This window comes from Dyadobacter sp. HNCC25DJ183 (assembly GCF_056895175.1).
Genome location: NZ_JBXHAP010000006.1, coordinates 115,117 through 141,135, shown reverse-complemented (window position 1 = coordinate 141,135; position 26,019 = coordinate 115,117). Strand labels below are relative to the sequence as shown.

General features: G+C 45.8%; 27 protein-coding genes and 1 pseudogene. 24 read left to right on the top strand and 4 right to left on the bottom strand.

Annotation, left to right across the window (positions count from 1 at the left end; all coding sequences use genetic code 11):
* The first annotated feature begins 47 nt into the window (after positions 1-47).
* From AC1XTG_RS16340 to AC1XTG_RS16300, 9 genes are all read left to right on the top strand, one after another.
* Positions 48-1,193 carry a Gfo/Idh/MocA family protein gene (locus tag AC1XTG_RS16340; RefSeq protein WP_056280958.1) on the top strand — a complete coding sequence of 382 codons (1,146 nt, stop codon included), beginning with the start codon at positions 48-50 and terminating at the stop codon, positions 1,191-1,193.
* Positions 1,190-1,960 (top strand): 3-ketoacyl-ACP reductase, encoded by a 771-nt coding sequence (locus AC1XTG_RS16335; RefSeq protein WP_484842669.1) that lies wholly within the window; start codon positions 1,190-1,192, stop codon positions 1,958-1,960. The genes AC1XTG_RS16340 and AC1XTG_RS16335 overlap by 4 nt, the downstream gene beginning before the upstream one ends.
* A gap of 150 nt (positions 1,961-2,110) precedes the next feature.
* On the top strand, positions 2,111-3,352 hold the full coding sequence (locus tag AC1XTG_RS16330; RefSeq protein WP_056280954.1) for an MFS transporter: 1,242 nt from the start codon (positions 2,111-2,113) through the stop codon (positions 3,350-3,352).
* Positions 3,353-3,649: 297 nt separating this feature from the next.
* Entirely contained in the window at positions 3,650-4,027 is a 378-nt protein-coding gene (locus tag AC1XTG_RS16325) for a hypothetical protein (RefSeq protein ID WP_056283269.1), read from the top strand.
* A 101-nt stretch (positions 4,028-4,128) separates the two neighbouring features.
* Complete coding sequence (locus AC1XTG_RS16320) at positions 4,129-4,377, top strand: DUF6364 family protein (RefSeq protein ID WP_031526125.1); 249 nt, start codon at positions 4,129-4,131, stop codon at positions 4,375-4,377.
* 4 nt (positions 4,378-4,381) lie between these two features.
* Positions 4,382-4,792: a type II toxin-antitoxin system VapC family toxin gene (locus tag AC1XTG_RS16315; RefSeq protein WP_056280952.1), complete on the top strand. Its 411-nt coding sequence runs from the start codon at positions 4,382-4,384 to the stop codon at positions 4,790-4,792.
* Between the two features lie 216 nt (positions 4,793-5,008).
* Positions 5,009-6,121 (top strand): Gfo/Idh/MocA family protein, encoded by a 1,113-nt coding sequence (locus AC1XTG_RS16310; protein WP_484842668.1) that lies wholly within the window; start codon positions 5,009-5,011, stop codon positions 6,119-6,121.
* Between the two features lie 25 nt (positions 6,122-6,146).
* Positions 6,147-7,142: a glycosyl hydrolase family 18 protein gene (locus AC1XTG_RS16305; protein ID WP_484842667.1), complete on the top strand. Its 996-nt coding sequence runs from the start codon at positions 6,147-6,149 to the stop codon at positions 7,140-7,142.
* A gap of 75 nt (positions 7,143-7,217) precedes the next feature.
* Positions 7,218-7,868 carry a hypothetical protein gene (locus AC1XTG_RS16300; RefSeq protein WP_484842666.1) on the top strand — a complete coding sequence of 217 codons (651 nt, stop codon included), beginning with the start codon at positions 7,218-7,220 and terminating at the stop codon, positions 7,866-7,868.
* Between the two features lie 17 nt (positions 7,869-7,885).
* On the opposite strand, the gene AC1XTG_RS16295 is transcribed toward AC1XTG_RS16300, so the two are convergent.
* Positions 7,886-8,092, bottom strand: a complete 207-nt coding sequence (locus AC1XTG_RS16295; protein WP_056280943.1) for a helix-turn-helix transcriptional regulator — start codon at positions 8,090-8,092, stop codon at positions 7,886-7,888.
* 152 nt (positions 8,093-8,244) lie between these two features.
* On the opposite strand from AC1XTG_RS16295, the gene AC1XTG_RS16290 reads away from it, so the two are divergent.
* The 14 genes and pseudogenes from AC1XTG_RS16290 (at position 8,245) to AC1XTG_RS16225 (ending at position 20,962) form a co-directional block, all read left to right on the top strand.
* Positions 8,245-8,469, top strand: a complete 225-nt coding sequence (locus AC1XTG_RS16290; RefSeq protein WP_056280940.1) for a SymE family type I addiction module toxin — start codon at positions 8,245-8,247, stop codon at positions 8,467-8,469.
* Positions 8,470-8,641: 172 nt separating this feature from the next.
* On the top strand, positions 8,642-9,832 hold the full coding sequence (locus tag AC1XTG_RS16285) for an ankyrin repeat domain-containing protein (protein WP_484842665.1): 1,191 nt from the start codon (positions 8,642-8,644) through the stop codon (positions 9,830-9,832).
* 130 nt (positions 9,833-9,962) lie between these two features.
* Positions 9,963-10,754, top strand: a pseudogene (locus AC1XTG_RS16280) (penicillin-binding transpeptidase domain-containing protein).
* Between the two features lie 105 nt (positions 10,755-10,859).
* Positions 10,860-11,405 carry a DUF6934 family protein gene (locus AC1XTG_RS16275; RefSeq protein WP_056280935.1) on the top strand — a complete coding sequence of 182 codons (546 nt, stop codon included), beginning with the start codon at positions 10,860-10,862 and terminating at the stop codon, positions 11,403-11,405.
* A 15-nt stretch (positions 11,406-11,420) separates the two neighbouring features.
* Positions 11,421-11,597: a hypothetical protein gene (locus tag AC1XTG_RS16270; RefSeq protein ID WP_157474575.1), complete on the top strand. Its 177-nt coding sequence runs from the start codon at positions 11,421-11,423 to the stop codon at positions 11,595-11,597.
* A 175-nt stretch (positions 11,598-11,772) separates the two neighbouring features.
* Positions 11,773-12,660 carry an oxidoreductase gene (locus AC1XTG_RS16265; RefSeq protein ID WP_484842664.1) on the top strand — a complete coding sequence of 296 codons (888 nt, stop codon included), beginning with the start codon at positions 11,773-11,775 and terminating at the stop codon, positions 12,658-12,660.
* 81 nt (positions 12,661-12,741) lie between these two features.
* Positions 12,742-13,548, top strand: coding sequence for a helix-turn-helix domain-containing protein (locus tag AC1XTG_RS16260; protein WP_484842663.1), 807 nt, complete (start codon positions 12,742-12,744; stop codon positions 13,546-13,548).
* A gap of 153 nt (positions 13,549-13,701) precedes the next feature.
* Positions 13,702-14,541 carry an SMP-30/gluconolactonase/LRE family protein gene (locus AC1XTG_RS16255; protein ID WP_229238606.1) on the top strand — a complete coding sequence of 280 codons (840 nt, stop codon included), beginning with the start codon at positions 13,702-13,704 and terminating at the stop codon, positions 14,539-14,541.
* A gap of 138 nt (positions 14,542-14,679) precedes the next feature.
* The gene (locus AC1XTG_RS16250; protein ID WP_484842662.1) at positions 14,680-15,450 is read left to right on the top strand and encodes a hypothetical protein; all 771 of its coding nucleotides are present in this window, start codon (positions 14,680-14,682) and stop codon (positions 15,448-15,450) included.
* Positions 15,451-15,539: 89 nt separating this feature from the next.
* Positions 15,540-17,942: a TonB-dependent receptor gene (locus tag AC1XTG_RS16245; protein WP_484842661.1), complete on the top strand. Its 2,403-nt coding sequence runs from the start codon at positions 15,540-15,542 to the stop codon at positions 17,940-17,942.
* A gap of 1 nt (position 17,943) precedes the next feature.
* A complete protein-coding gene (locus AC1XTG_RS16240) occupies positions 17,944-18,888 on the top strand; it encodes a DUF4249 domain-containing protein (protein WP_056280923.1) in 945 nt (314 codons plus the stop codon).
* A gap of 372 nt (positions 18,889-19,260) precedes the next feature.
* Positions 19,261-19,671: a hypothetical protein gene (locus AC1XTG_RS16235; protein ID WP_056280921.1), complete on the top strand. Its 411-nt coding sequence runs from the start codon at positions 19,261-19,263 to the stop codon at positions 19,669-19,671.
* Between the two features lie 117 nt (positions 19,672-19,788).
* Positions 19,789-20,481, top strand: coding sequence for a DUF421 domain-containing protein (locus AC1XTG_RS16230; RefSeq protein WP_484842660.1), 693 nt, complete (start codon positions 19,789-19,791; stop codon positions 20,479-20,481).
* A gap of 79 nt (positions 20,482-20,560) precedes the next feature.
* Positions 20,561-20,962, top strand: coding sequence for a DUF1398 domain-containing protein (locus AC1XTG_RS16225; RefSeq protein ID WP_056280916.1), 402 nt, complete (start codon positions 20,561-20,563; stop codon positions 20,960-20,962).
* A gap of 16 nt (positions 20,963-20,978) precedes the next feature.
* Here the strand turns inward: AC1XTG_RS16225 and AC1XTG_RS16220 are convergent, their stop codons facing one another.
* Positions 20,979-21,992 (bottom strand): threonine aldolase family protein, encoded by a 1,014-nt coding sequence (locus tag AC1XTG_RS16220; protein WP_056280914.1) that lies wholly within the window; start codon positions 21,990-21,992, stop codon positions 20,979-20,981.
* A gap of 126 nt (positions 21,993-22,118) precedes the next feature.
* Here AC1XTG_RS16220 and AC1XTG_RS16215 point away from each other — a divergent pair, with 126 nt between their 5' ends.
* Positions 22,119-22,301, top strand: a complete 183-nt coding sequence (locus AC1XTG_RS16215; RefSeq protein ID WP_056280911.1) for a hypothetical protein — start codon at positions 22,119-22,121, stop codon at positions 22,299-22,301.
* Between the two features lie 4 nt (positions 22,302-22,305).
* Here the strand turns inward: AC1XTG_RS16215 and AC1XTG_RS16210 are convergent, their stop codons facing one another.
* Entirely contained in the window at positions 22,306-23,454 is a 1,149-nt protein-coding gene (locus AC1XTG_RS16210; protein WP_484842659.1) for an FAD-dependent oxidoreductase, read from the bottom strand.
* 148 nt (positions 23,455-23,602) lie between these two features.
* Positions 23,603-25,924: a GH92 family glycosyl hydrolase gene (locus AC1XTG_RS16205; RefSeq protein ID WP_484842658.1), complete on the bottom strand. Its 2,322-nt coding sequence runs from the start codon at positions 25,922-25,924 to the stop codon at positions 23,603-23,605.
* Between the last annotated feature and the right edge of the window lie 95 nt (positions 25,925-26,019).

The window sequence follows — 26,019 nt, the reverse complement described above, 5'->3', positions numbered from 1 at the left end:
AAACTAACCGCTAATAGCTAACAGCTAAAATCTAACAGCTAACTACAATGACAACACATAACATCGGCATTATCATGAACGGCGTGACCGGCCGCATGGGGACGAACCAGCATTTACTGCGCTCGATTAAGGCGATCAGGGAACAAGGTGGTGTAAAACTTTCGGCAGACGAAGTGATCATGCCGGACCCTATTCTCGTGGGCAGGAACGAATCGAAATTGCAGGCACTGTGCAAGCAATCGGGTGTGGAGAAGTATACAACCGACCTCGATTCTGTTATGTCAGATCCTAACTACCAGATCTATTTTGACGCACAGGTAACCGGCCGCCGCGCTGCTGCCGTGAAAAAAGCGATTTTGGCTGGGAAACACATTTATTGTGAAAAACCAACGGGTACTACTACCGAGGAAGCATTAGAGCTCTACGAACTGGCAACTGCCGCAGGCTTGAAAAATGGTGTGGTACAGGACAAATTGTGGCTGCCGGGTATGCTCAAATTGAAGCGTTTAATGGAAAATGGATTTTTTGGAAAGATCCTTTCTGTGCGCGGCGAATTCGGCTACTGGGTTTTTGAAGGGCACAGTATCCCTGCTCAGCGGCCTTCCTGGAATTATCGTAAGGAAGATGATGGCGGGATTATCGTAGATATGCTTTGCCACTGGCGCTATGTACTGGATAATCTTTTTGGCAAGGTAAAATCGGTTTCCTGCCTCGGCGCCACCCACATTCCCGAGCGAATCGACGAAAACGGAAACCCTTACAAGGCAACTGCGGATGATGCCTGCTATGCAACTTTCGAGCTGGAAGGTGACGTAATCGCACAATTCAACTCTTCGTGGACAGTGCGCGTGCGCCGCGACGATCTTCTGACTTTGCAGGTCGACGGTACGCACGGTTCAGCAGTAGCTGGTTTGCGCGATTGCCATATTCAGCATTACGGAAATACGCCGAAGCCGGTATGGAATCCGGATATTCCGCAGCCAATCCCATTCTTCGAAGGCTGGGCGAAAGTACCTGAGCAAGAACTTTTTGACAATGCATTCAAAGCGCAGTGGGAGCTGTTTTTAAAACATATTGTAAAAGATACACCATTCCCGTGGGATCTGAAAGCAGGTGCAAGAGGTGTTCAGCTCGCGGAAAAAGGTCTTGAAAGCTGGGCAAAACGCGCCTGGGTTGACATTGAGGAACTATGAAAAAGACCGCTCTGATAACAGGAGGAAGCCGCGGAATCGGTTTTGGTATTGCAAAAGCATTGGCGAAAGAAGGTTACAATCTGGCGATCAATGGTGTGCGTGATGAAGAAAGCGTAACCGAAGCATTGGACGAACTACGCAGCCTTGGCGCAGAAGTGGTTTACTGCCAGGGAAGTATCGCCTCCGCAACTGACCGCGAGTCAATTATTGAAAAAGCCTATTCTGGCCTGGGAGAGATCAATGTGCTGGTCAATAATGCAGGGATCGCGCCCCGCGTGCGACTCGACATTCTTGAAACTACCATTGAGAACTACGAAGAAGTGATGACCACCAACTTGCAGGGTCCATTCTTCTTCACGCAGGCCATTGCCAAACGAATGGCGCATACGAAGCAGAATAACAATGCATTTGAGGCGACGATCATTTTCGTTACGTCCATTTCTGCAACTGTGGCTTCCGTCAACCGGGGAGAATATTGCGTCTCCAAAGCGGGACTGGCGATGACAAACCTACTTTTCGCAGTAAGAATGGCCGAGTTCAATATCCCCGTTTTCGAGATTCGCCCCGGCATTATATCGACTGATATGACCTCCAAAGTCCAGGAAAAATACGATAATCTTTTTCAAGGCGGTATTGCATTACAACCACGCTGGGGTACCCCCGACGACGTAGGTAAAGCCGTAGCCTCCCTCACAAGAGGCGACTTCCCCTACTCCACCGGCCAGGTGATTGGTGTAGATGGGGGAATGTTGATTGATAGATTGTGATTTGGCTTTCGGCCGTCGGCTATCAGCTATCGGCTTTATTGTCTTGAATGGATGAATGAAATTCAAAGGCCAACCGCTGATAGCTGAAAGCCGAAATAAAACAAAAACCCGACTGCCGATAGCCGACAGCCGAAGTAAACCAACCGCTCCATGTCCGAACTTCCTACTTCCCGTCCTTCTCTTTTATCGCAATTAATGCAGGTGCCGGTTATTGTGGCGGCACTGGGTTACCTGGTCGATATGTACGACCTGTTTTTGTTTAGCGTCGTGCGTGTCCCGAGTTTGAAGGCGCTGAATGTGCCGGAAGACCAGCTGCTCACCGAAGGTATCAGTCTGCTGAACTACCAAATGGCGGGAATGCTGATTGGTGGCGTTTTGTGGGGCGTTATAGCTGACAAAAAAGGCCGTTTATCGGTGCTTTTTGGCTCGATTATCATGTATTCCCTTGCCAATATCGGAAACGGTTTTGTCACTTCACTTGATCAGTATGCAATCCTGCGCTTCATAGCGGGAGTGGGTCTGGCAGGTGAACTGGGTGCGGGAATTACGCTGGTAACAGAGGTTTTGCCAAAAGAGATAAGAGGTTATGGAACTACGCTCGTGGCGACTTTGGGTGTGCTGGGTGCTATTCTGGCTTATTTTGTGGCAGATTTGTTTGCGTGGCGGATCTCGTATTTCGTCGGTGGTGGAATGGGCTTGCTGCTATTGGTACTGCGATTCAATGTATTTGAGTCCGGTATGTTCAAGCACGTGAAGGAAAAGTCGGTCGACCGGGGGAATATCATGATGATCCTGACCAATGGAAAACGATTTGGTAAATATATGATGGCGATCCTGGTGGGACTTCCGATCTGGTTTGTGGTAGGTATCCTGATTACGTTCTCGCCGGAGTTTGGTGCTGCAAAAGGTATTGAGGGCATCAATGCAGGGAAAGCAGTAATGCTTGCATTTTCTGGCCAGGTTGGGGGAGATATAGTGAGCGGTTTACTAAGTCAATATCTGAAAAGTCGCAAAAAGGTGATCAGGCTATTTATCCTGCTTTCACTGGCGATGGTAGTAGGTTATCTGTTAATTCCGATCACTGATTTGTTCTCATTCTACCTGCTTTGTGCCTTACTTGGTTTCTGTAACGGCTACTGGACATTGTTCATCACCATCGCCGCTGAGCTTTTCGGAACAAACCTGCGTGCAACTGTTGCTACTACTGTCCCCAACTTTGTACGGGGAGCTACTATTCCACTTGCGGCGCTATTTGTCAACTTCAAACCGGACCTTGGTGTGATCCAAAGCGGGCTTGTCATCGGAGTAGCTACGTCTGCAGTAGCGCTGCTTGCCTTATATTATCTGGAAGAAACTTTTACGAAAGACATGGATTTTGTAGAGAAGGAATAGTTCCTGTTCTTAATTGTTTTACCAGGAAATGGCTGTCTGCACCGCGGGCAGCCATTTTTTTTAACAGTTATTAACATTCCACCAAGCAACTTTCACCTTCATACGCCCATCATTAGACCGAAATTGAGTCCACCACATCAAACCATTTAATTACTCATGAAAGATATCCGCCACTCATTTACTTAAACCACCATTCCTGTACTTTGTAATACATAGTACTGGGTTTTGCACCACCTTTGTTATGTCCTCAGGGACAAAAAAGAAAATCAAAACAACAGCCATAAACATAAATTAGCCATGAAAACCTCATTCAAATTCTTCGCATTAGCTTTCGCATTCGTAGCTGCATCTTTCACTGCCAACGCAGAAGACAAAGAAGCCAAAAAAGCAGCATTGGGAACAGGTATCTACCCTACCAAAGCAGGCAAGATCAATGTATTGGTAGACAAAGCAAACACAGAATCAAGCACTATTTTGTTGCTTAAAAACGAGAGCGGTGATGTTGTTTACCGCGAGACAGTTAGTAAAGGACAACAAAAATTCGGTCGCACTTTGAATCTCGACAGCATGGAAGCCGGACAGTACAAGCTGGACGTGATCAGCGGAGGTGAAGTTCAATCCAAAACTTTCCAGCTGTCAGAACAGAAAGTAGAACGTATCGTTACTGTGAAATAATTCATTTAGTTAGGGTTCAAAAAGGCTCCCGGGGTTCTCCTCGGGAGCTTTTTTGTTTATACGTCTAAATAAGTTATATTTAGACGTATAGACTCAAAGATATGGACACTAAACTGACTTTAAGACTTGACACGGAAACCATTGAACGTGCAAAGAACTATGCGAGAACCAAGAAGGTGAGCCTATCGCATTTGATTGAAAATTATTTGAATTTCGTAACAACTGTCGACGAGCAGTCTTCTGATATAACGCCGTTTGTAAAAAGTCTTTCCGGCGCAGTCACGCTGCCTGAGAAGTACGACGAAAAGGAAGCATATCAAAAACACATACTAGAAAAATATTCGAAATAGCAATTTGGAAAAGGTTTTTGTTGACACTGATGTTTGTATTGATCTGCTATCCGGACGGAAACCTTTCAATAGTTTCGCCGAGCGACTGTTCACATTGGCAGAGCAAGGAAAGATTGAGATCTGTATTTCCGCACTTTCGATATCCAATATTCATTATGTTTTAAATGCCCAGTATAGCGTTAAAGAGCCGACGTTGTTGATTGCGCGTTTCAGAACACTGGTTACGATATTATCCGTGGACAGCAAAGTGATAGATCGTGCTATTGCTTCCGGTTTTGCCGACTTTGAAGACGCAATTCAATATAATACGGCGATCGAAAATAGCATTCATGTGCTGATCACCAGAAATCTCAAGGATTATAAATTGGCAGAAATAAGAATAGTAACGCCTGAAGCATATCTCGCCTTCTTATAAGGAGATACAATCTCTACACCCCTTTTTTAATTGTTCAGAATTTCGGTTGCATTTTGAACCTCACACCAAAGAACCAACCAGAATGCGCGTGGCTGGGGGATTTGGCAAGATTATGCATGTAAGTAACTATGCATGATCGTGGTAAATGCGATTTACGCATCCTCGCACAAGAATTGAGCAAGAGTATTTATCAACAAAAAACAACACCCTACTACTATGGATTCACGTCGTGATTTTCTGCAAAAATTAGGTTTTGGAATTGGTGCTACTGCATTGGCAGACCTGCCTGCCGCAGCAAGGGAATTGTACTCCGGCCCGAAAGCCGACAAGCAGTTGCGCGTCGCGATCATGGGTCTGGGCAGCTATGGAACTCGCGTGGCTGAGGCGATGAAAGATTGCAAAATGGCAACTTTGGTCAGTGCCGTTTCCGGCACACCAGCTAAGCTGGAAGAATGGAAAAAGAAGTACAACATTCCTGAAAAGAACACGTACAATTACGAGACGGTCGCTCAGATCAAGAACAATCCGGACATTGATCTGGTGTACATTACCACTCCTAACTCGCTGCATCACAAACATGTGCTGCAAATCGCGGCAGCAGGCAAGCATGTACTTTGTGAAAAACCGGTCGCAGATAATGCGAAGCAGACGCGTGAAATGATCGCCGCCTGTGAAAAGGCTGGAGTGAAGTTTTACATTGGCTACCGGATGCACTTCGAGCCGCATACCCGCGAGCTGATCCGTATGCGTGAGGCAGGCGAGCTGGGCAAGATCATGCATGTGAACAATTATATGGGCTTCAAATCCGGCGATCCAAATCAGTGGAGGCTTAAAAAGGCTTTGGCTGGCGGCGGCGCGATGATGGACGTGGGCATTTATGCATTAAATGGAGCCAGGTATTGCACAGGCGAAGAGCCGATTTGGGTGACAGCGCAGGAATCGAAAACCGATCCTGTCAAATTCAAAGAGGTGGACGAAACAATTATGTTCCAGCTGGGCTTTCCAAGTGGCGTAATCGCGAGCTGCGGCACAACTTACAATTTCAATAACTACGAAAGATTATATGTAGTCGGAGAGAAGGGTTTTGTGGAACTCAGTCCCGCATTCAGCTACGGACCGATCAAAGGTCGGACGCACAAAGGTCCGATGGACCAGCCAGTAGTGACCCACCAAACCTTGCAAATGGACGGTATTGCCGACATTATTCTCAACAACAAGCCCGATCCTAATGTAAGCGGTGCAGAAGGTTTGAAAGATATGATCGTCGTAGATGCGGTTTATGAGTCCATTCGGAAAGGCGGCGCGAAGATTATGTTAGCGGGTAAATAGCAATCTAAAATCATCAGGAATTACCATGAAATCTCAAAAGTTGTTCAAACAAGGCATCTCCGTTTTCATGGTGATTCTTGCATTAAGTACCAGTTGCAGTAAAAAAAGCACCACTGTTTCGAAAAGCGGTGACACAGACAACCGCTTCAAAGTAATCGGCTATTTACCAAACGGTAATGGTTTACAAGCTTCTGCCAACCAGGTCGACTTTGGTAAGATCACACATTTGTACATTGCTTTTATCAACCCCGACTCGTTGGGAAATCTTACACGAACCGCAGGTTTGAAAGAAACGGCCGTGGTTGCCCATTCGAAAAACGTAAAAATCGTGGCCTCCATCGGCGGAGGCAGTGCTCCTAAGTATTATCCTTCGTTCTTGGTTGGGGAGAAGAAAAATAAGCTGATCAAAGACCTGGTAAATCTGGCAGTTGACAATAACCTCGACGGCATTGATGTGGATTTGGAAGGTGCATTGATTGACTCAAATTATGAAAACTTTGTGATCGACCTTGCCGTTGCATTAAGGCAGAAAAACAAACAAATCACCGCCGCCATTGCGACTGTTTACAAGGATCAGTTCACCGACAAAGCACTGGCGCAATTCGATTTTGTAAATATCATGTCCTACGACCGCACCGGTCCCTGGCGGCCCGAAACACCCGGTCCGCACGCCCCCTACTCCATGGCTGAGGAAGACCTCGACTACTGGCTGAACACCCGCAAAATCCTCAAAGAAAAACTAACCCTGGGCGTGCCTTTCTACGGCTACGGCTTTGGCGGCAATGCTCCGGAAAGTATGTCCTACAAAAGCATTCTCCGCCAATATCCCGACTCGGTGAATCAGGATCAAATGCATTTGAATGGCGGGATTGTGTACTATAATGGCTTACCTACCATCCGGAAGAAAACAGAGCTGGCGAAAGACAAAGTTGGCGGCGTGATGATCTGGCAGTTGTTGCAGGATAGCACGGGGGTGAAGTCGCTGCTGGGGGAGATTGATGGGGTGGTGAAGGGGAGATGATCGTAATAAGCCGTTTATACAACTTTAATGTTTTTAGGAATTTCGCGAAGTTTATTGCTAATTAATTAAAGCTACATGTATAAAATCACATCAGAAGACAAGGATTTACAAAAAATGGTTAACAAGGATAGGGCTTCATTAGCCACTACCTTTTCTAAAAATTTTGAAATCCAAGAAAAAACATTGGATCTAATTTCCAAATCCATTCGACACGCTGACTTTAATCGGTTTGACAGTAATAAGATAATTTGGAATGTTGCAGGATATGTGAACATATTATCTTACGACCTTAAAGTTGTTGTCAAGAATCTTGTACTTGCAAAAGAGGAATGGGAAAAAAGATATTTTGTCAGACAACTAGCACTACTCGCCTATGAAGGAATGAATGATCTACTAGAGTTACTAGGCAAAACCTTTCGGAGAACCAGATCAACACTTTCAAATCATGAAAAATTTATTGATGAGCTTAATACAAATGTTTCGAGGCTCAACACTTTCAAGTCGACCAGGGAGCATTCATTGAAAAAGATTCGAAATGTTTCGATAGCACATAGAGATAGATCCTCAATTGAACAACTTAATGTAATATATGATATTACTTGGAGCGAGGGTATAAGCATTGGCACTGAATTCGACCAAATACTAAACCCTATTGGAGGATTTCTGCAAAATGTAATTAACAAAAGCGTTGTCGAATTTGAGGGATTGAAAACGAGAAATAAATAAATCAACTTTTAAATGTCTTATTTACTCGAAACGAGCAACTCCTTCACATCCACGTCAAGTAACTTCGCTATCTCAAAAAAAGTCTCAATCGTAGGCTGCATATCATTTGTACACCAACGGGATACCGTTGATTTATCCTTGCCAGTTACCTCTGCAAGCCATTTCGACGATTTTTCTTTCTCTGCAAGAACAATCTTTATTCTGTTGTACTTCTGCTTGGGCATGAGCCGGAGATTTCGTTTGACGCAAACTTAGTGAAAACTTTAAGTTAATGATAATGAGAACCTTAACACTCATTTATATGTACAAAACGAAACAAAATTTTCGCAAAACGAAATTTTATTTTAGTTTTACGAAAACTTAATTGTAGATTCGTATGCCAATATTCAAGGAACGTCAGTTAAAAATTTATCCAAAATACCAGCAAACGTCCCAGTGGAGGAGCAAGTTCGTTCCCGAAATCCGTCTTTGTGGCAAATGGCTGGAAGATATGGGTTTCGACTACGGCGAACACATTACGGTGCGGCTGGAAGGAGAGAAGTTGATTATTGAACCGGTTGGCGAGTTGAGGAAGAATCCGCAGTTGGAGATTTGGAGTTGAGTTGCTTGCTCCATTCTTTATCTTCTTTAATACAACGGGACATTTAACCACCGGTAACCAGCATTTATTTATTGGAACTCCACGGTTTTCTGTGTTTATTAATTTTGACAATACTGGTATAAATTGAATTCGTAGTGAATTTATAGGCGATATTATCACTATTACACATCTCATGCTATCACAAGCACTTGCTGTAGATACACTTCGGAATATGGGTATCGACTTTACGATAACCGCCTTCAGGCGATCCATTTCCAGCCGTGATGCGGACACCATATTTTATCTATTCATCCAAGCTGGGATTTTCGAAAAACTAAAAAACCATAATAGTATTATTCTATATACCATTCGCAACGGTTCACTTGAGAAGGTAAGAGCAGTCTTTAACGGGTTGGCTTTAAGGGAACTTTCTCCCGAACACTTTTTTGAATTGACTGACAGAGCTGCCTTCGAACAGTATGATACACCTGATAGCGCGTCAGCCTCTCAATGGAAAGCTTCCTTATTTGGATTTATAGATCAGGTGCGGGATGTAAATTTCATTAAGGTTCAGTCTTTTCGATCACATAATCATCTGGCGGCCGAGGAACAATCTCCACTAAGATTAGCTGTTTTCATAAAATCTCCTGAACTCGTTCAGTCCCTCATTGAAAAACATGCATCTGTGAACCACCGTTTCACAAAAGATAGTTATTTACAAGGTGGCAATCTGCTCCATCTTCTTTCATCCCAAAACAAGACGACTACTGCGGATCTTACCATTGCAGAAATTTTGATTAAAGCAGGAATTGCAATCGACCTGCGAGACACGAACAATCATACTCCGTTGGCCCGGTGCGCTATGAACGGATTAACCGATCTGGCAGATATTCTCATCAGGCAAGGAGCTCAAATTGACGAAAAGGTGGGCTCGCGCGGGGACAGTACTATTTTGATGTACAGCATCATCCATAAAAATTATGACATTACGAAGCTTCTGCTTGATAGCGGGGCAGACATTCACTACAAAGATAAAAATGGCTGGACAGCTGCAAAGCTGGCTTTCGGGCGACGAAATAAAGAAATTGGGGAAGCTTTGGTTTCAAGGGGAGCTATTCTGCGCCCGTTCATCGGTCTGAGTGGATCAACATACACCGGAGGAGGCATATTTGTCGAAATATTGGATAACACCGTGTCTGGAAGCGCTTATGCTGCGGGCATTCGGATACATGACATTCTTATCGGAGCAGATTTCCAGCCTGTGAATTCGATACAGGAACTAATAGAAGTGATCGCCCGGAAGAGGCCCCTAGATACAATGATAGCTACTATTCTCCGTAACAATACTGTTTTGGAGTTCGTAGTCGAAATCCAAGTCATATAGTTAAACAGGTGACGATTTGAATTACGAAAGTAAAGAATGCAGGCCCTATTCAACTATTATGGACGGTTTACCTGTATTTTCACTCTCAAAAAAACCCTGCTATTTTACAGTGAACAGCCACTTCAAAGCAATGAAAGTTAAGATTATAACTGCTTTTTTATTCTCTTTTTCCTCAGCATTCGCTCAGGTGGACCTCACCACCCCATTCAAATCCTGCAACCTCGAAGGCAGCATTACCATTTACGATAAAACAGGGAAATGGCTGACCAGTGATGAGGAAGATTCACGCCGGGAGACTCAGCCTGCTTCTACATTCAAGATCATTAACCTGCTCATTGCACTTGAAACAGGTGTGATTAAGGATGAAAATGAGATTGTCAAGTGGCCGGGTTCTACCGACACGACGCTGTATGGATACAGGCCAGAAATATACCATGACATTTCGGTCAAAGAAGCATTCGAAGTGTCGGCGGGTTGGGCGTTTATTGAACTAGCGAAAAAGATTGGCTGGAAACAGTATCTACATTAGCTGAAAGCTGCAAAATACGGGAATAATAACCTGTCTGAAAAAGGCGACGACTTTTGGAATTTTGGTGCATTCGGTGTTTCACCACGCAATCAGGTCACTTTTCTCGCGGCGGTTTACGCAGGGAAAGTACCCTTTTCAAAACGCAATATTGATATTCTCAAAAAGGTGATGGTCAATGAACAAACTGCTGACTATACGCTCCGCGCTAAAACAGGCTGGACGCGGGTGGACGGAAATGACATTGGCTGGTGGGTTGGCTACGTAGAACGAAAAGACAACACCTATTTTTTTGCCACACGTGTAACCAAAAAGCGAAGTACGCCCAACCCGGAATTTGGGAATTGCCGCAAGACCATCACCAGGGAAGTGCTGCGGCAACTTGGTGCGTTCTGAAACGTGTCAAACCGAACGATCATTTAGCAATTGCCTTCTGCTAATTGAATGCAAAGAAGTTTAATCGCCTTCCTAACTTCTGCCCATTCATGTAAAATCTTCTGAATGGCAAATTTATCCGATGCTTATAAGACTCAGGAAATCAAACTACCAATTGGATACAAACTCATGTTTACGAGTGAAGGCCCCGATAATATAATTAAAGCTGTGCAGTACACTTATGTTCGAAAGTTTGAAGGCAGAAACGTATACAATCTTGGATTTGGAGACTATGATCCGCAATTCGATCACATTATTGATCAGGCAAAGTCCAACAACGGAGATGCATATAAGGTATTTCGCACCGTTTTGTCCACTATTCCACCATTCTTCGAGAACTTCCCGGAAGCAATCATTATGGTACAAGGAAGCGACAGCCGAACAGACTTTGCTGAGAAATGCAGAGAAACATGCATTAGACGCTGCACCAAGGTTTGCCGCAAGTTCAACCAGCGGATCACACTTTATCGCAATTATGTTGAGAAAAACTTCCAGGTTCTGGGTCTACACTACTGGTTTTTAGGTGGATTTTTAAGAGAAAACAGAAGCCTCACCACTGAACTTTACATACCAGGGCGGTTATATGATGCCATTCTCTTTTTTAGAAAATAGTTGTAACTTTAAGATATGGAAACAAAAGAAAAAAATCCATCTGTCATTCCAAATGACCCGGAAGAGCGAGCTGAATTTCTGAGGCAATTACTGATAAAAATCGGTGACCGCGATCTCTTTCCAGAAAAAACAGCCCGGGCCCGGCAGTTTTTGGAAGGTCTTGAAAAAAGCCAGCAACGTTTGATCCCATAGTTATTGAGGTGCCACTTACGGCACCTTTTTTATTATCGCAACATTCGGCGCATTCCGAAATCACTCCAGATTTTACCAATGCGAGCTTTTGAACAAAGCACATTTGAGCTTTTCAACAAAACTGTCACATTCATTTCCCCTGACCTTTGCTATCGTAATTTAAAAAGACAGAACGATGACAAAGGTTTGGTTTATCACAGGCAGCTCCCGCGGATTGGGAAAGAGCCTCACTGCAGCAGTACTGAAAAGCGGCGATAAAGTAGCTGCAACTGCAAGAAATACGGAACAATTAGATGAATTCGTCCGCCGGTATCCCAATCAGGTATATCCCATCGGGCTGGACGTAACGAACAAGGAGCAAATCCATGCAGCAGTAGCTGACGCTGTTCAACATTTCGGGAGAATCGATGTACTGGTGAACAATGCCGGCTTCGGGATTACTGGTGCAGCAGAGGCTTTTACCGACGAACAGGTCCAAAGTCAACTGGCTACCAACTTGTACGCACCCATAGAAGTCACCCGCGCCGTACTTCCGCACATGCGGAAACAACGATCTGGCCGCATTCTTCAGATCAGCTCCATTGGCGGGCGGGTAGGCGGTGCTGGGCTCACCATGTACCAGGCTGCAAAGTTCGGTCTAAGCGGATTCAGCGAGGCATTGTCAAAGGAAGTAGCACCGTTAGATATCAAAGTTACATGCATTGAACCCGGCGGTTTTCGCACGGATTGGGCTGGTTCCTCCATGAGTTTTGCGCCGGAAATTGAAGGCTACGAGCAAACGGTAGGCGGCATCCGAAAGTTTCTGGAAAGCGGGGCATTTGTCCCCGTAGGTGATCCTGATAAAGCCGCGAAGGTGATGGTAGACTTAGCCAACCATCCGGAACCTCCGTTACATCTGGTACTTGGAAGCGAGGCGATCGGCATTCTGCAACGCGCCGATGCAACCAGGCAGGCAGAACTCGAAAAATGGATGCAGGTAAGTCTTTCCACAGATCGCGACGAATCCGAAAACTTTTTTGAATCGGAGGCCGGTAAGGTTTACCAGATCATGAAAGGTATCTAACAGATTTTGCATTTTGAAATCAGAGACAGCTTGCAGAACAAATCAGTGCTGCAATGCTGTTTCTTTGAAATAGCTTAAACAATGACAAACCCGGTTCGAGGCTCCGAGTTATCTCAGATTGTATACTCCTGCTACCACGCCAGGAGCCGCGAGGGGGAGCAGTTTGTTGAAGAACATGCTTTCAGCTTTCAGATTGCCGGCTCGCTTGTGCTTAATGATGGGCGCGGCGAATACATCAGCAATGAAGGCGATTTCAGGCTCAGCAGGAGAAACAGCCTGATTAAATTCAATAAGTATCCGCCGGAAAACGGCGATTTCAAATCCATTTCCATCTTTTTCGATCAGCAAACGCTGCGCAATTTCAGCATTGAATACGGGTACACTGCAGCGCCGCATCAAAATCACGCTTCGGTAATCGAATTGCGTCCTGACAAGTTGCTGAAAAGCTATATACTCTCGCTTATACCCTACTACGAAACAAATCAACCCGATAATCCGGATTTGGTTTCGCTGAAATTACGTGAAGCACTGCTGATTCTGTTACAAACCAACCCGGAGTTGAAAGACATTCTTTTCGATTTCAGTGAACCTGGAAAAATTGACCTGGAAGGCTTCATGAACCAGAATTTCCATTTCAATGTGCAGCTGAAACGGTTTGCCTATCTGACCGGAAGAAGTCTGGCTACATTCAAGCGTGATTTTGAAAAGATTTTTCACATTTCTCCAAGCCGCTGGCTGGTGCAACGCCGGCTGGAAGAAGCCTATTATTTGATCAGGGAGAAAGGCAAGGCGCCATCTGAGGTTTACCTGGAAATTGGTTTTGAAGACCTTTCCCATTTTTCCTATGCATTCAAAAAAGCCTATGGCGTCGCTCCTTCGAGAATTTGACAAGTAAGGAACCAAGGCTGACCGGCTTTTTACAACAAGGCCGCATCAACACAACCCGGCACTGTTTTTACTATGAAACGATCAGCAGGTATATTTTCTATTTTTTCCGGATTAACAGCTTTGCTCTTTCCGGCTTTACTTTCAGCACAAATGATGGATTCCAAATCAATAGCAGCTCCCGGAGCACAGGTTGAAAAGCTTGGTGAAGGTTATAAATTCACCGAGGGACCTACGCCCGACAAAGACGGTAACGTGTTTTTTACCGATCAGCCTAACAACAAAATCATCCGCTGGGATGCAGAAACAGGCAAATTCTCTGTTTTTTCGGATAAAGCAGGCAGGGCTAACGGAATGTACTTCGATAGCAAGGGAAACCTGATCAGCTGCTCGGACGAAGACAATCAGGTTTGGTCTTTTGACAAAAATGGAAAAGCAACTGTGCTTGTCAAAGACTACGAAGGCAAGCTGCTGAATGGACCCAATGACCTCTGGGTAGATGCAAAAGGTGGCATTTACCTCACAGACCCACTTTACAAACGCGACTACTGGAAGCGCGACCCGGCAATGCAGCAGGACGGTGAGCACGTGTATTATCTAAGTCCCGACCACAAAAAACTAACCCGCGTTGACGAGAAGATCAAAAAGCCAAATGGTATTATCGGCACGCCCGACGGCAAAACATTGTACGTAGCGGACATTGGTGATAACAAGACCTACAAATATGATATTCAGAATGATGGAACACTGACCAACAGAACCCTTTTTGTGTCAAAAGGCTCCGATGGTATGATCCTGGACGAAGAAGGAAACCTGTACATTACCGGAAAAGGCGTTACGGTTTTCGATAAAAATGGCGAACAAATCGCGCACTTTCCAACGCATAATGGCTGGACCGCCAATCTTTGTTTTGGAGGAAAAAACCGGGACCTGTTGTTTATAACTGCAGAAACTGCGGTTTATGGTTTGAAAATGAGGGTTAAGGGGGTGAAGTAACTTCGGCTATTGGCTTTCGGCGATCAGCTTTAAAGGAGGTTCAAATGGGCCTCCTTTGCCGTTTACACAGAATTTCTCTTTCGCCTGCAACTTTCGTATCTGTTCTTGTTTCTGGAAATAAAAACTCTATTTATTTCCATGAACCAGCAATTCAAATCCTCTTTACACATTGTGAAAGGCCTTCTTTTTACGGCCGCATTTTCTCTTCTCATTTTTTCCTGCCGCACTGCCGAAGTTGCAGTTAATAATCAACTTAAAACGGATACTGAAACTTACCAGGTAAAAGGCCGTCAGGGATTTCAGATTGGCCAGGTACTGTCTTTTGGTGACTACAAAACCAGCAAAGTCAAGCGCGGGTGGACATTCAGCTATTCGCTTCCATTTATCGTTAAGTTCAATGGAGCGCGCGAAAAGATCAGCTTTCAGCAATTTGGCTTAAATGGGACTACCGCTGATGTGGCGCTTGTCAGCCGGTTTAAGGAAACCGAATATGCGCCTTTGGAGGATTACTTTTCTATTTCTCTCAAATACAAAAACTACTTTGCAGGTACGGTCAAAGTTGCGGAATCCAGTGAGTCGTGGGACTTTCTGGTTCATAACGTAGACGGAGCAAGCCGGAGTTTAAGCAAGAACAGCACTGTCGGTTTTGTCCGCTCCAACCACATTAAAATAGAAATTGAAGGCATTCGCGAGCTGGAAGGCTCCACTTCATTTTTGACCCAAAATGACGTATACGGCTATCAATTTACATGGGATGGAAAAGTAGTAGCGGCCGTATCCACGATCAACAATGGGAGAGTGTGGTTTAAAAAAGAGCTTGACCCGAATCTCAAACTCGTACTGGCAAGCGTATCTTCCGGGTTGATGCTCCGCAACAACATGGATGACAATACAATAAGCATGCATTAAGAATGCCCCCGGGAGTTGGTAATGCGCGAAAAACGGATCATACTATAAATATTATCGGGTCGTTACAAAAGCGAACCAGCTCCCGCACTATGCGATTTTTGTTTACTCCTCTTCTTTTTCTTGTAACAATCGCTGCGCTGGCGCAGGACCGGATTACCATCAGCGGCTTCGTGAAGGAAAGCGGGAGCCAGGAGCAATTGCCGGGCGTGAATGTGTACATTGAAAATTCACCTTACGGGACCGTTACCAACACCTACGGATTTTACTCGCTCACCCTTCCCCGAACCGACTCTGCCCGCATTTCATTCTCCTTTGTCGGATATGAAAAAGTAACCCGCCCCATGAGCTTACTTCGGGATGCAGAGCTGAATATCTTTCTCGCAACCATTACCCAGCTCGAAGAAGTAGTGGTTTCTGCGAGAAAACAGGAAGATTATGTAAGCCGCGATGTGCAAATGAGCAAGGTCGAGATTCCGATCCAGCAGCTTAAAAAGATACCCGCATTTTTTGGTGAAAAGGATGTACTCCGCGTCTTGCAGCTTATGCCGGGTGTACAGAAAGGGACCGAGGGACAAACCGGATTGTATGTACGCGGCGGCGGACCGGACCAGAACCTGATCATTCTCGATGATGCAGTGGTATATAATGCAAACCACCTTTTCGGCTTCTTTTCCATTTTCAACAGCGACGCGCTGAAAAGTGTGGAGCTCACAAAAGGTGGTTTTCCTGCGCGTTATGGTGGCCGGCTTTCCTCGGTTCTGGAAATGAATATGAAAGAAGGCAGCAAAGAAAAATTGCACGGTGAAGGTGGTATCGGGTTAATTTCCTCCCGACTTACATTGGAAGGGCCTATCTCAAAAGGTAAATCCTCTTTTCTGATCTCGGGACGGCGTACTTACATTGATATTCTGGCCGCGCCATTTATCGCGCAATCGCAGCAGGGATCAGATAGTCAGGTGAAGCCCGGCTATTATTTTTATGATCTGAATGCAAAAATGAACTATGATCTTGGCTCAAAGGACAAGCTTTACGTGAGCGGGTATTTTGGGAGAGACAAGTTTCATGCTAATGAAAAAAGCTCTGACTCGGAAACCCGCGCAGGCCTGGCCTGGGGGAATGCAACCGCAACCATGCGCTGGAACCACGTATTGAATCAGAAGCTTTTTGTCAACACTTCACTGATTTACAGCAATTTCGACTTTGGAGTTTCGAGTTACACCAAAGAAATCAATGCAAATGATACCGATGAATTCAGCCTCGATTATAACTCGAAAATACGTGATTTTGGAGGCAAGATCGATTTCGACTTTTACCCATCGACCAAACATGCAGTCAAATTCGGAGGACTTGCGACTTTCCACCGGTTTGTACCTTCGGCGCTTGCAATCGAGGGTTCATTCATCGATAACTCCATTGAAAGATCGGTCAGGCCCGTCAACTCGCTTGAAGCCGGGTTATACATTGAAGACACCTGGCAGGCGCTTGAAGCATTCAAAATAAATGCAGGGTTCAGGTTAAGCTCATTTCAGACCGAAACCAAAAACTATATCAGGCCGGAGCCACGGTTTTCAGCTGCATTAAGGCTGGCGAAAGATTTCTCGTTTAAAGCTTCCTATGCACAAATGAACCAGTATGTGCATTTGCTCTCCAATACCGGCCTCGGACTTCCAACCGACCTCTGGGTACCTACCACCGATCGCATTGCTCCTCAGCAGTCCAGACAGGTAGCAGTCGGTTTTGCCAAAGACCTCGAAAAACCTGCCATTACATTGACATTGGAAGGTTATTACAAAGCAATGGACAACATTTTAAACTACAAGGAAGGATCGTCTTTTTTAAGTTTTAATGGAGAAAATGCAAATGAACTGAGCTGGGAAGAAAATGTTACTGCCGGTAAAGGCTGGTCTTATGGTGCCGAATTTTTGATCCAGAAGAAAACTGGGCGCTTTTCAGGATGGATCGGCTACACTTTGTCCTGGACTTACTGGAAATTTCCCGAGCTGAACTTTGGCCGGACCTTCTTTCCGCGTTACGACAGGCGGCATGATTTGTCGGTTGTGGGCATTTATGAGCTAAGCAAGCGCATTACCCTGAGTGCAACCTGGGTTTACGGAACCGGAAATGCATTGACCCTCCCAATCTCGACTTACACCGGCCTCAGAGACAATTTTGTGCCGCGTGTTACTCCGGAAGGGCAAACAGTTATCGACTGGGGCGGCAGGGAAGTGAATGAATACGGCCAGAAAAACAGCTTTCGTGCAGAGCCTTTCCACAGAGGCGACGTGGCTATCCAGTTTCACAAAAAGAAGAAAAGGCACGAGCGGACCTGGGAGTTCGGCATTTACAATGTTTATAACAGGCGCAATCCATTCTTCTATAATATCGATAGTGAAAACGTGACCGAAGGCTCGTCAGTCAGAAGCAGGAAAACGTTGAAACGCTATTCACTATTCCCTATCCTTCCCTCATTCAGCTACAATTTCAAGTTTTGATATGAAAATCAACATTGTAATCGCATTCATTTTATGGATCAGCCTGTCGGCCTGCGAGTCGCTGGTGACGGAGATCGACGATGCTGATTTGCCAAAAACCGAATCGCGACTGACGGTTCAGGCTTTCCTGTCTCCCGAAAATCCACGCATTATTGTAGCAGTCACACAATCGCGTCCCTTGTTCGGAGAGCCTAATACAACCGAGGGAATTATCCGAAATGCAGTAGTAAAACTTTCCGACGAGACGCGCGAGGTAACGGTTCCATTTGACTCAACCAACGATTTGTACGTGACGGACAAAGCCCGGTTTCCTGTCGTAGCCGGCCGGACCTACAAGATCACCGTATCTCAGGGAGGCCGGACAGTGACCTCAACCTGCTCTGTACCGGCAAAAGCGGTGGTGCCAATGACTTTCGAACTGGACACTGCATATACCAGCTTTTCAGATACGACACTTCGTTTGAAAATGAAGTGGACTGACATCCCGGGTGAGCGAAATTACTATCGCGTACGGGCATTTGTTGACCTCGAATACAGCATTCCCGACGGTCTTGGAGGTGGTAAATACAGTGAGCGCCGCGTGCGGAACCGTTTCAATGTGAACTGGGAAGAAACCATCGGCCGCGACAATTTTCAAAGCGACGTCAATCTGGACGGAACGGTTTTCACCTCGCCAACAGGTACATTGAGGCTGCCCGGCCCCACAGGTTTCGGCACAAGTGACGGATCGTATTTTACGGTTTATCCAAAAGCCAAGATCATTTCCATGACTATGGAGGTGTTAAATACGGATGAGAATTATTTCAGGTATCACAAGTCTCTGGACAATGCACGCAACGCTGATAATCCCTTCGTAGAACCTTCACTGGTGTTCACCAATATTGAGGGCGGACTCGGATGCTTTGCCGCTTACCACACCGGACAGCTGATTTACCGGCCAAAGTAAGTTCCTGCCTCTCTCAGGGCATTTTTCTTTCTACATTTTAAGACAAACTGAGGTCAAAGCACCTCAAAATGTTCGCATGATTTCTAAAATATTTGCAAGAAATTACTGCACATATCGAATTCCAAAACAGCAGAAACGCAGCATTCAGCGGTTTTAAAATGCACATTTCAAATGCGCTGAACAGATTACAGTAGTTTCTTAATAACTGCCTGGTGACATTGTAGCTGAAAGGCATGCTTTTTTCTGTTCACCCTTCAAACAGCGTAGCGTTTTTTAAACTAGCACAACAAACTGCCTCCGATCACAACGAGGCTTATATACATACATATCGGAAGATATGATATCCTGATTATAACCTTAAACAAATTAGATATGGACTTGCAAGGAACTGATAAGGATCAAACCAAAAAGGAAAATCCTTCCAATAAAAACATGTCGGAGCCGGATACCCTGCTCGAAACACTTGAAGATCTGAAAGAGGATGGGTTTACCTACGATTTCAACCTGACTGCACATGCATTGGAAGTGCATAAGGAAGACGGTATCTGCCTGAACCTTTCGCCGGAAGATTTTGACATTGTTCAGGTATACCGATTCGAAGGTATGACTGACCCGGGCGATATGTCGATCCTCTATGCGATTGAGTCAAAAGATGGTCTGAAAGGCACATTGATCAGCAGCTATGGGGTTTATGCCGATAGCATGACAAATGAGATGATCAAGAAACTTGATACAAGAAGTTCTCTGATCGTGCACCACGATGATGAAGATATAGCGCATTAAAAGCGTCAATCACACTATACCTCGACTAAACAAGTGCAAAAAGATGTTACCTTACCCGAAAGGTGTAAAGTAACATCTTTTCATTTGCTCAAACCTTTCTACTAAATCTGCTGCTAAATGACGGAAATTCTGGAATGGGACCGGGTTTTGTTCAACGAACTCCCTCCCATTTTTCTGCTGGAAGTACTCCTGCGATCGACCATCATGTTTGTCTTCCTTCTTGTTGCCCTGCGAATCACAGGCAAACGGGGAGTCAGGCAACTTTCCATTTTTGAGACGGTCATTATCATCGCATTGGGCTCAGCAGCAGGTGATCCGATGTTTTATGAAGATGTAGGTATTATACCGGCATTGGTGGTGTTTGCCACGATTATCATGCTTTACAGGCTGGTAACCTGGCTTACGGGAAAGAGCAAATTTTTCGAGAAGATAGTAGAAGGAAAAACAGTCTGCCTGATCAATGAAGGCCGCTTTTCCATTTCTGAATTTTCGAAGGAAACACTGGCGCAGGATGAGTTTTTTTCTGAATTGCGGTCAAAAAGCATTGAACATCTTGGTCAGGTAAGAACTGCATTGCTGGAACCTTCCGGCGAGGTAAGTATCTTTTTTTACAAGGATGAAGAAGTGAAATACGGACTGCCGCTGCTGCCGTCTTTGTATTACAAGAAAAGCAAAACGATTTCAAGCGACGGTTATCATTCGTGCTCATTTTGCGGCAACACCGAAGTGTTGAAGTCGGGGGCACATACTTGTCGTCTTTGTAACCGTGACGAGTGGGTACCTTCGCTGAACACGGCGAGAATTGCCTGAATTTTGTTGCTGTACATTTGGGAATAAGGGCCTGGCACAGCTATTTTAAGGGTTTGGGGATTTAAAAAAACACATAGCTATGGAAATGATCGAATTAACGGAAGAACTGATCCGGTCGGCAGAGCAACGATCTGCTGGACAGCCATATCCTTATTTTGTAAAGAACCTGAAAGCGATCGGGGTAGATAATTACGAGGTAAAAGTGAGGAATTACCAGCGTACTTACACGGCCACGAACGGGGACAAACTGATGATCCCGGGCGAGCTCCCGGAATTTGAATGTGCCGAAGCTTTCGAGCTGGAAGAGGTGAAAAATGCGATCAGGCGTTCACAGGAAGGTGAAACGGATTATCCAACTTTCCTACGCGAGATAGGCGCCGCAGGCATACATACCTACGTAGCCGACCTCACGGGAATGAAAGTGATTTATCAGGGACCGAATTCAGAGTATGAATACGAGGAAACAATCCCGGAAGTATAGCCTGCAACGTTATCGTTCAGGCTGTTCTTTTTCTTAGTTCTTCCAGATGCATATCAGTAAAGTCGAGGTGCGTGACAAAGCGCACCAGTCCTTTTCCGAAGGTAACAGCAAGAATATCTCTTTGCGCCAGTTGCTGTACGTACTCAGCTTCTGATATCCCCGGCGCAAGCCTGATAATAACGATGTTTGTATCCACGGGAAATACCTCTTCCACTTCCGGCTTCGCAGCGAAAATGGCTCCAATCTCCCGGGCACGCAGGTGATCTTCCTTTAATCTTTCTACCTGGTGATCCAATGCGTAAATCCCTGCCGCCGCCAGAAAACCTGCCTGCCGCCAGCCGCCGCCCATTACTTTCCGGAAACGGCGTGCTTTTTGGATTACTTCCTTGGTACCTATCAGCAATGAACCTACCGGGCAGCCCAACCCTTTGGAAAGACAAATACTGATACTGTCGAAAACCGAACCGTATTTTGCGGGCTCTTCGCGTGTTTCTACCAATGCATTAAACAGACGGGCGCCGTCCAGGTGCAATGGAATTCCTTTTGTGTCACAAACCTGCCTGATTGCACGGATCTCCTCAAAATCGTAGTAGCTGCCGCCTCCTTTGTTCATCGTATTTTCCAAAGAAACAAGCCGGGTTACTGTGGAGTGTATATCGTGCTCCGGGCTGATCGCTTCTGCTACCTGGCTCGCCGTTAGCCTGCCCCTGTCGCCGTCGAGCAGCTTCACCGAGGAAAGCGCATTGAGCATGATCCCGCCACCTTCATAAAGGTAAATGTGAGAGTATTTATCGCAAATCACGTCGCTTCCGGGCTGTGTATGCGCGCGGATAGCGAGCTGGTTCGTCAATGTACCCGACGCGCAGAACAATGCTTCCTCCATTCCAAAAAGCTGCGCGGCCTTTTCCTGCAATGCATTCACGGTCGGATCATCGCCCATTACATCATCCCCTACCTCTGCGGCCCACATGGCCTGCTGCATTCCCAGGGTAGGTTTGGTGACCGTGTCGCTGCGTAAGTCAATTTTCATTTTAGTATTAAATCAAAAGTATTGCTGCCTGAAACTTTGCAAATCCAAATATCAACGAATAACGGAAGTAGTGATGATAAGTTGCAAATACTTTTAAACCGATATATTGCGTCAAAAATCTGAGATATGGAGTTTGAAGAGTACTTAACGTCAAAAAAGATAGACCCGGAAACATTCCAAAAGGCAGACAATGCCCGTTTTCAGGAGTGGCGCAGCATATTTGAAACAATGCACCCGGAAAGTTTTACTGCCCACAAGAAGTTTCTTATCAACGAAATCAGAAGAAGATATCACGTGAAAGAGGATTAGGCCACTAGCCTTTCATATCCTCCATAAGTTTCATTAAAATACCAACCGTTTTCTCGGTTTGCTCCTTGCTTGGCGTGGTATCCCAGTTACCTACAATGCCATTGCTCCCGATGTAAATTCCGTCTTTGCGTGAGATAAAATTAGCTCCCTGCGTGTACAGTTTGTAATTGATATCACTTTGCGGGATCAGACAGGAAAGCTGGCCTGAAACCGGCGTAAGTTCTTCATCATTGAATACGGGCTTGGCGCCGAGGCCCATGCAGTTTACAACTACCTTCTCCGGCAATGCGTCAATATCTTCCAATCGCTTGATCTCGTGAATTTTTACTTTTCCGCCAAACATCGTAAAATCCTGCAATTGGTGACGCAGGTAAGTGGGGATATTGAACATGATATTGGAGCGGCGTGTCACATAGTCAGCTTTAAACGGGTGCTCTTTGGAAGTAAGCCGCACCCGCTCCGGAAGCAACCCTTCCACTTCAAAATCTTCGCCGCCTGCGCCGGGCGCGTAAACAGGAGCCTGGTTAAAAACACTGTATTCCTCAGCCCAGCAGGCGATATCGTTCATTCCTAGCAGAAACTGAAAGCGGCGGTGTGAAAACCGCGTCGCCTCTTCCCAGATTGCCTGAAATTCAGGTTTGGCTACTTTCTTGTCACAAACCCGCGATGCAGGCGACCAGGTACCTGTCGCGAGGTTGCTTGTAATATTCGGCGGAACATCTTTGGCATAGATCGTCACCTCGCAGCCACTTTCCTGTAAAAGCCGGGCAGTAGCAATGCCGACTGTTCCGCAACCGAGTACCGCAATTTTCTTCTCGCCGGTTTTAAGCACATTATTCCGCGCAATATTGCCCGTACCCCAAGACAGCGACCAGCCGCTTCCTCCGTGTCCGTAATTATGTACAAGCGTTTTGTTACCCAGCTGCTCCACATCGAGCCGCGGCCCCGACGCCCGGAATGGCCGCAAGCCCACCGTTTCCTTCACAATCCGGTCCATGGAGAGCCGCAGCTTAGGAATCTGATGGTAGCCCCCACTGATATGAAAGTGCTTGTCAGGATAATACTGCTGCGTTTTGGGTGCGCATGAAGCAGCAATGGTACCTAATGCAAAAGTGGCGGGAATTGCTTTCTCGAAGAAGTTTCTGCGGTTCATCTGGGTTGGTGTAAAATAGGAATGGATTTGACTGAAATTAATGACATTGACCAATAATCACAAATATCCTACTGCATACCCGGCGAAATTCAGAAGAAAACACTTACTTCTGTTTATAAATCCAAAAATTACTATTGATTATACCAGACTACAATCCGCTGGTTGAAAGAGAAAATGGTGCATTCGCCGCTTCCGAGCCCCATTTTTTATTTGGTTCTGTTCCCATTTGCAGAATGAGCTTACCGCCCTTGACGATCTCTTCGTGGGTGAGGTAAGTGCGGCTAAATGGCTTTCCATTCAAGGTGGCAGATTGAATGTAAGGTGCATTGTCAGCCACATTCTTCGCGATAACACTGAATTTCCTGCCTTTTGCACCCTGAATTGTCATTTCTTCAAACACCGGACTTCCAAGTACATATTGATCAATACCTGGCGTGACAGGATAAAAACCCATCATACTAAATGCCAGCCAGGCCGACATCTGGCCTCCATCCTCATTGCCGCTCAACCCGCCCATGCCGGTATCATATTCATCACGGATAATCTTGCGTGTCCATTGCTGTGTTTTCCACGGTTGCCCGGCAAATGCGTACAGGTAAGCAATCTGGTGATTAGGCTCATTCCCGTGCCAGTAATGCCCCTGATTAAAAAGCGTGTCCAGTTTATTGATAAAGGCATTTTCACCGCCAATGATCTTCTGCAAACCGGCGATATCCTGCGGAACAAACCAGGTATACTGCGCAGGCGAACCCTCAGTAATAAAGCTGGCCCGTTTGGCAAACGGATCAAAATCTGCAATCCAGCCCCCATTTGCGTAGCGGCCGCGCGCATAACCCGTTGCTGGATCTATGACATTTTTGTAATTAAGAGCGCGTTTTCGCAATACCTGCGCATCTTCCGTTTTGCCGATTCCACTGGCTAGCACAGACAAACAAAAGTCATCATATGCATATTCCAGCGTTCTGGAAACCTGCTCACGCTTGTGAAATGCAAGCGGCACACTGTCTTCCAGCGGCACATAGTTGTATTTCAGATAGGAGTCCAGCGCCCTCCTGCCCTTGCCCGAAGCATAACTTTTCGCATCACTGTTTACTTCAAATGCGTTTTTCCGTAGCGCAGTATAAGCTGCATTCACATCAAAATTGCGAACGTTTTTGCTGTACGCATCTGCGACTACTGACATGGCGTGGTCGCCGATCATTGCTGCGGTATAATGATTCCAGCACGGAAAAATGGGCATCCAGCCTCCCTGCTCCGCTTTTTTCACAAGCGATTGCATCATATCTCCCGCTTTCTCAGGTTCCAGCAGGATATCTAGAGGCATAGCGCCACGGAAAGTGTCCCACAAGCTAAAATCACAATAGTAATCGAAACCCTCCGCCTTTTGCAACGGCGTACCTCCCGCAAAGGAAGGGTAAGTCCCGGCTACATCTGAAAAAAGCCTGGGCAGCAGCTTCGTGCGGTACAATGCACTGTAAAAAAGCGTTTTATCATTCTCACTACCTTTCACCTGAACTTTCCCCAGTGCATCATTCCAAATCTTTTCGGTTGATTTTCTGACACTTTCAAAATCTTTGCTGCCGATTTCTTTATCCAGGTTCTGCCGGGCTGCTTCCAGACTCGTAAATGAAGTCCCGATTTTCACAGTGACGGTCTGCACACCTTCGCCGAAACCTACATAAGCACCCAGCTTCTCCCCTTTTCCCTTACCGGTCAAAGTGCGGCCCATTGGCGAAATTGTGTCGTTCAGCCAGACACCGGACTGAAAGATTTTTTTATCAAACCGCATTACAAAATACCCGCTGAACCCTGCCGGCTGGCCTGAACCCTGGTAAATCCGGTGCACAGGATTGTAGCCTGCCACCTCGCCTTTCTCCGGAAATACCTCCACAAAACCCTGTCCCTCGTCGCTGTTCGGCTCGATGACGATGAATGTTTCGCTACCACTCTCAAACCGGAAGCGCATAACAGCAGCCCGGGCGGAAGCTGTTACCTCGGCGTCAATCTTTTCATCTTCCAGATATACCCCGTAATAAGCGGGTGAAGTCCGTTCTTTTTCGTGCGAGAAAGTACTTGCGCGCAGCTCCGGATTGGTAATCAGCTCGCCGGACATTGGCATAATCGTGAGTGTGCCGTAATCCTGCACGCAGGAACCGTTCAGCCAGTGCGTACCACGAAATCCCTGAAATTTCTGATCATTATAATAGTATGGCGAAATGCATTTGGTCTCAGTCGAGCGCGTTTGAGGTGTCCATTGTGTCATTCCGTTGGGAACACCGACAGCCGGAATAGTTTGCCCTTTCAGCTCACTTCCTGCCTCGCTATGCGCCTTCGCACTTTCCGTGGTGGAAGGCGCACTACCAATCCGCGTTTCAACATATTGAAGCGGTGTTTTTTGTGCAAATGCGTTGGTAAAAAGACATATTGCCGCTGTTAAGCAGGCAGAAAAGGGTAGATGTTTAAATTGCATAGTCAGGCTTATTGGCTTTCAAAGTCGGAAGATCGAGAAAATAATGCTATGTTAGACCACCACAATGTTCGGCCCTTCCCATTGAAGACGATCAA

Excerpts from the sequence above, each read along its gene's own strand:
- AC1XTG_RS16340 (WP_056280958.1), top strand. The coding sequence starts at position 48 with ATGACAACACATAACATCGGCATTATCATGAACGGCGTGACCGGCCGC.
- AC1XTG_RS16335 (WP_484842669.1), top strand. The coding sequence starts at position 1,190 with ATGAAAAAGACCGCTCTGATAACAGGAGGAAGCCGCGGAATCGGTTTT.
- AC1XTG_RS16330 (WP_056280954.1), top strand. The coding sequence starts at position 2,111 with ATGTCCGAACTTCCTACTTCCCGTCCTTCTCTTTTATCGCAATTAATG.
- AC1XTG_RS16325 (WP_056283269.1), top strand. The coding sequence starts at position 3,650 with ATGAAAACCTCATTCAAATTCTTCGCATTAGCTTTCGCATTCGTAGCT.
- AC1XTG_RS16320 (WP_031526125.1), top strand. The coding sequence starts at position 4,129 with ATGGACACTAAACTGACTTTAAGACTTGACACGGAAACCATTGAACGT.
- AC1XTG_RS16310 (WP_484842668.1), top strand. The coding sequence starts at position 5,009 with ATGGATTCACGTCGTGATTTTCTGCAAAAATTAGGTTTTGGAATTGGT.
- AC1XTG_RS16305 (WP_484842667.1), top strand. The coding sequence starts at position 6,147 with ATGAAATCTCAAAAGTTGTTCAAACAAGGCATCTCCGTTTTCATGGTG.
- AC1XTG_RS16300 (WP_484842666.1), top strand. The coding sequence starts at position 7,218 with ATGTATAAAATCACATCAGAAGACAAGGATTTACAAAAAATGGTTAAC.
- AC1XTG_RS16295 (WP_056280943.1), bottom strand. The coding sequence starts at position 8,092 with ATGCCCAAGCAGAAGTACAACAGAATAAAGATTGTTCTTGCAGAGAAA.
- AC1XTG_RS16290 (WP_056280940.1), top strand. The coding sequence starts at position 8,245 with ATGCCAATATTCAAGGAACGTCAGTTAAAAATTTATCCAAAATACCAG.
- AC1XTG_RS16285 (WP_484842665.1), top strand. The coding sequence starts at position 8,642 with ATGCTATCACAAGCACTTGCTGTAGATACACTTCGGAATATGGGTATC.
- AC1XTG_RS16275 (WP_056280935.1), top strand. The coding sequence starts at position 10,860 with ATGGCAAATTTATCCGATGCTTATAAGACTCAGGAAATCAAACTACCA.
- AC1XTG_RS16270 (WP_157474575.1), top strand. The coding sequence starts at position 11,421 with ATGGAAACAAAAGAAAAAAATCCATCTGTCATTCCAAATGACCCGGAA.
- AC1XTG_RS16265 (WP_484842664.1), top strand. The coding sequence starts at position 11,773 with ATGACAAAGGTTTGGTTTATCACAGGCAGCTCCCGCGGATTGGGAAAG.
- AC1XTG_RS16260 (WP_484842663.1), top strand. The coding sequence starts at position 12,742 with ATGACAAACCCGGTTCGAGGCTCCGAGTTATCTCAGATTGTATACTCC.
- AC1XTG_RS16255 (WP_229238606.1), top strand. The coding sequence starts at position 13,702 with ATGGATTCCAAATCAATAGCAGCTCCCGGAGCACAGGTTGAAAAGCTT.
- AC1XTG_RS16250 (WP_484842662.1), top strand. The coding sequence starts at position 14,680 with ATGAACCAGCAATTCAAATCCTCTTTACACATTGTGAAAGGCCTTCTT.
- AC1XTG_RS16245 (WP_484842661.1), top strand. The coding sequence starts at position 15,540 with ATGCGATTTTTGTTTACTCCTCTTCTTTTTCTTGTAACAATCGCTGCG.
- AC1XTG_RS16240 (WP_056280923.1), top strand. The coding sequence starts at position 17,944 with ATGAAAATCAACATTGTAATCGCATTCATTTTATGGATCAGCCTGTCG.
- AC1XTG_RS16235 (WP_056280921.1), top strand. The coding sequence starts at position 19,261 with ATGGACTTGCAAGGAACTGATAAGGATCAAACCAAAAAGGAAAATCCT.
- AC1XTG_RS16230 (WP_484842660.1), top strand. The coding sequence starts at position 19,789 with ATGACGGAAATTCTGGAATGGGACCGGGTTTTGTTCAACGAACTCCCT.
- AC1XTG_RS16225 (WP_056280916.1), top strand. The coding sequence starts at position 20,561 with ATGGAAATGATCGAATTAACGGAAGAACTGATCCGGTCGGCAGAGCAA.
- AC1XTG_RS16220 (WP_056280914.1), bottom strand. The coding sequence starts at position 21,992 with ATGAAAATTGACTTACGCAGCGACACGGTCACCAAACCTACCCTGGGA.
- AC1XTG_RS16215 (WP_056280911.1), top strand. The coding sequence starts at position 22,119 with ATGGAGTTTGAAGAGTACTTAACGTCAAAAAAGATAGACCCGGAAACA.
- AC1XTG_RS16210 (WP_484842659.1), bottom strand. The coding sequence starts at position 23,454 with ATGAACCGCAGAAACTTCTTCGAGAAAGCAATTCCCGCCACTTTTGCA.
- AC1XTG_RS16205 (WP_484842658.1), bottom strand. The coding sequence starts at position 25,924 with ATGCAATTTAAACATCTACCCTTTTCTGCCTGCTTAACAGCGGCAATA.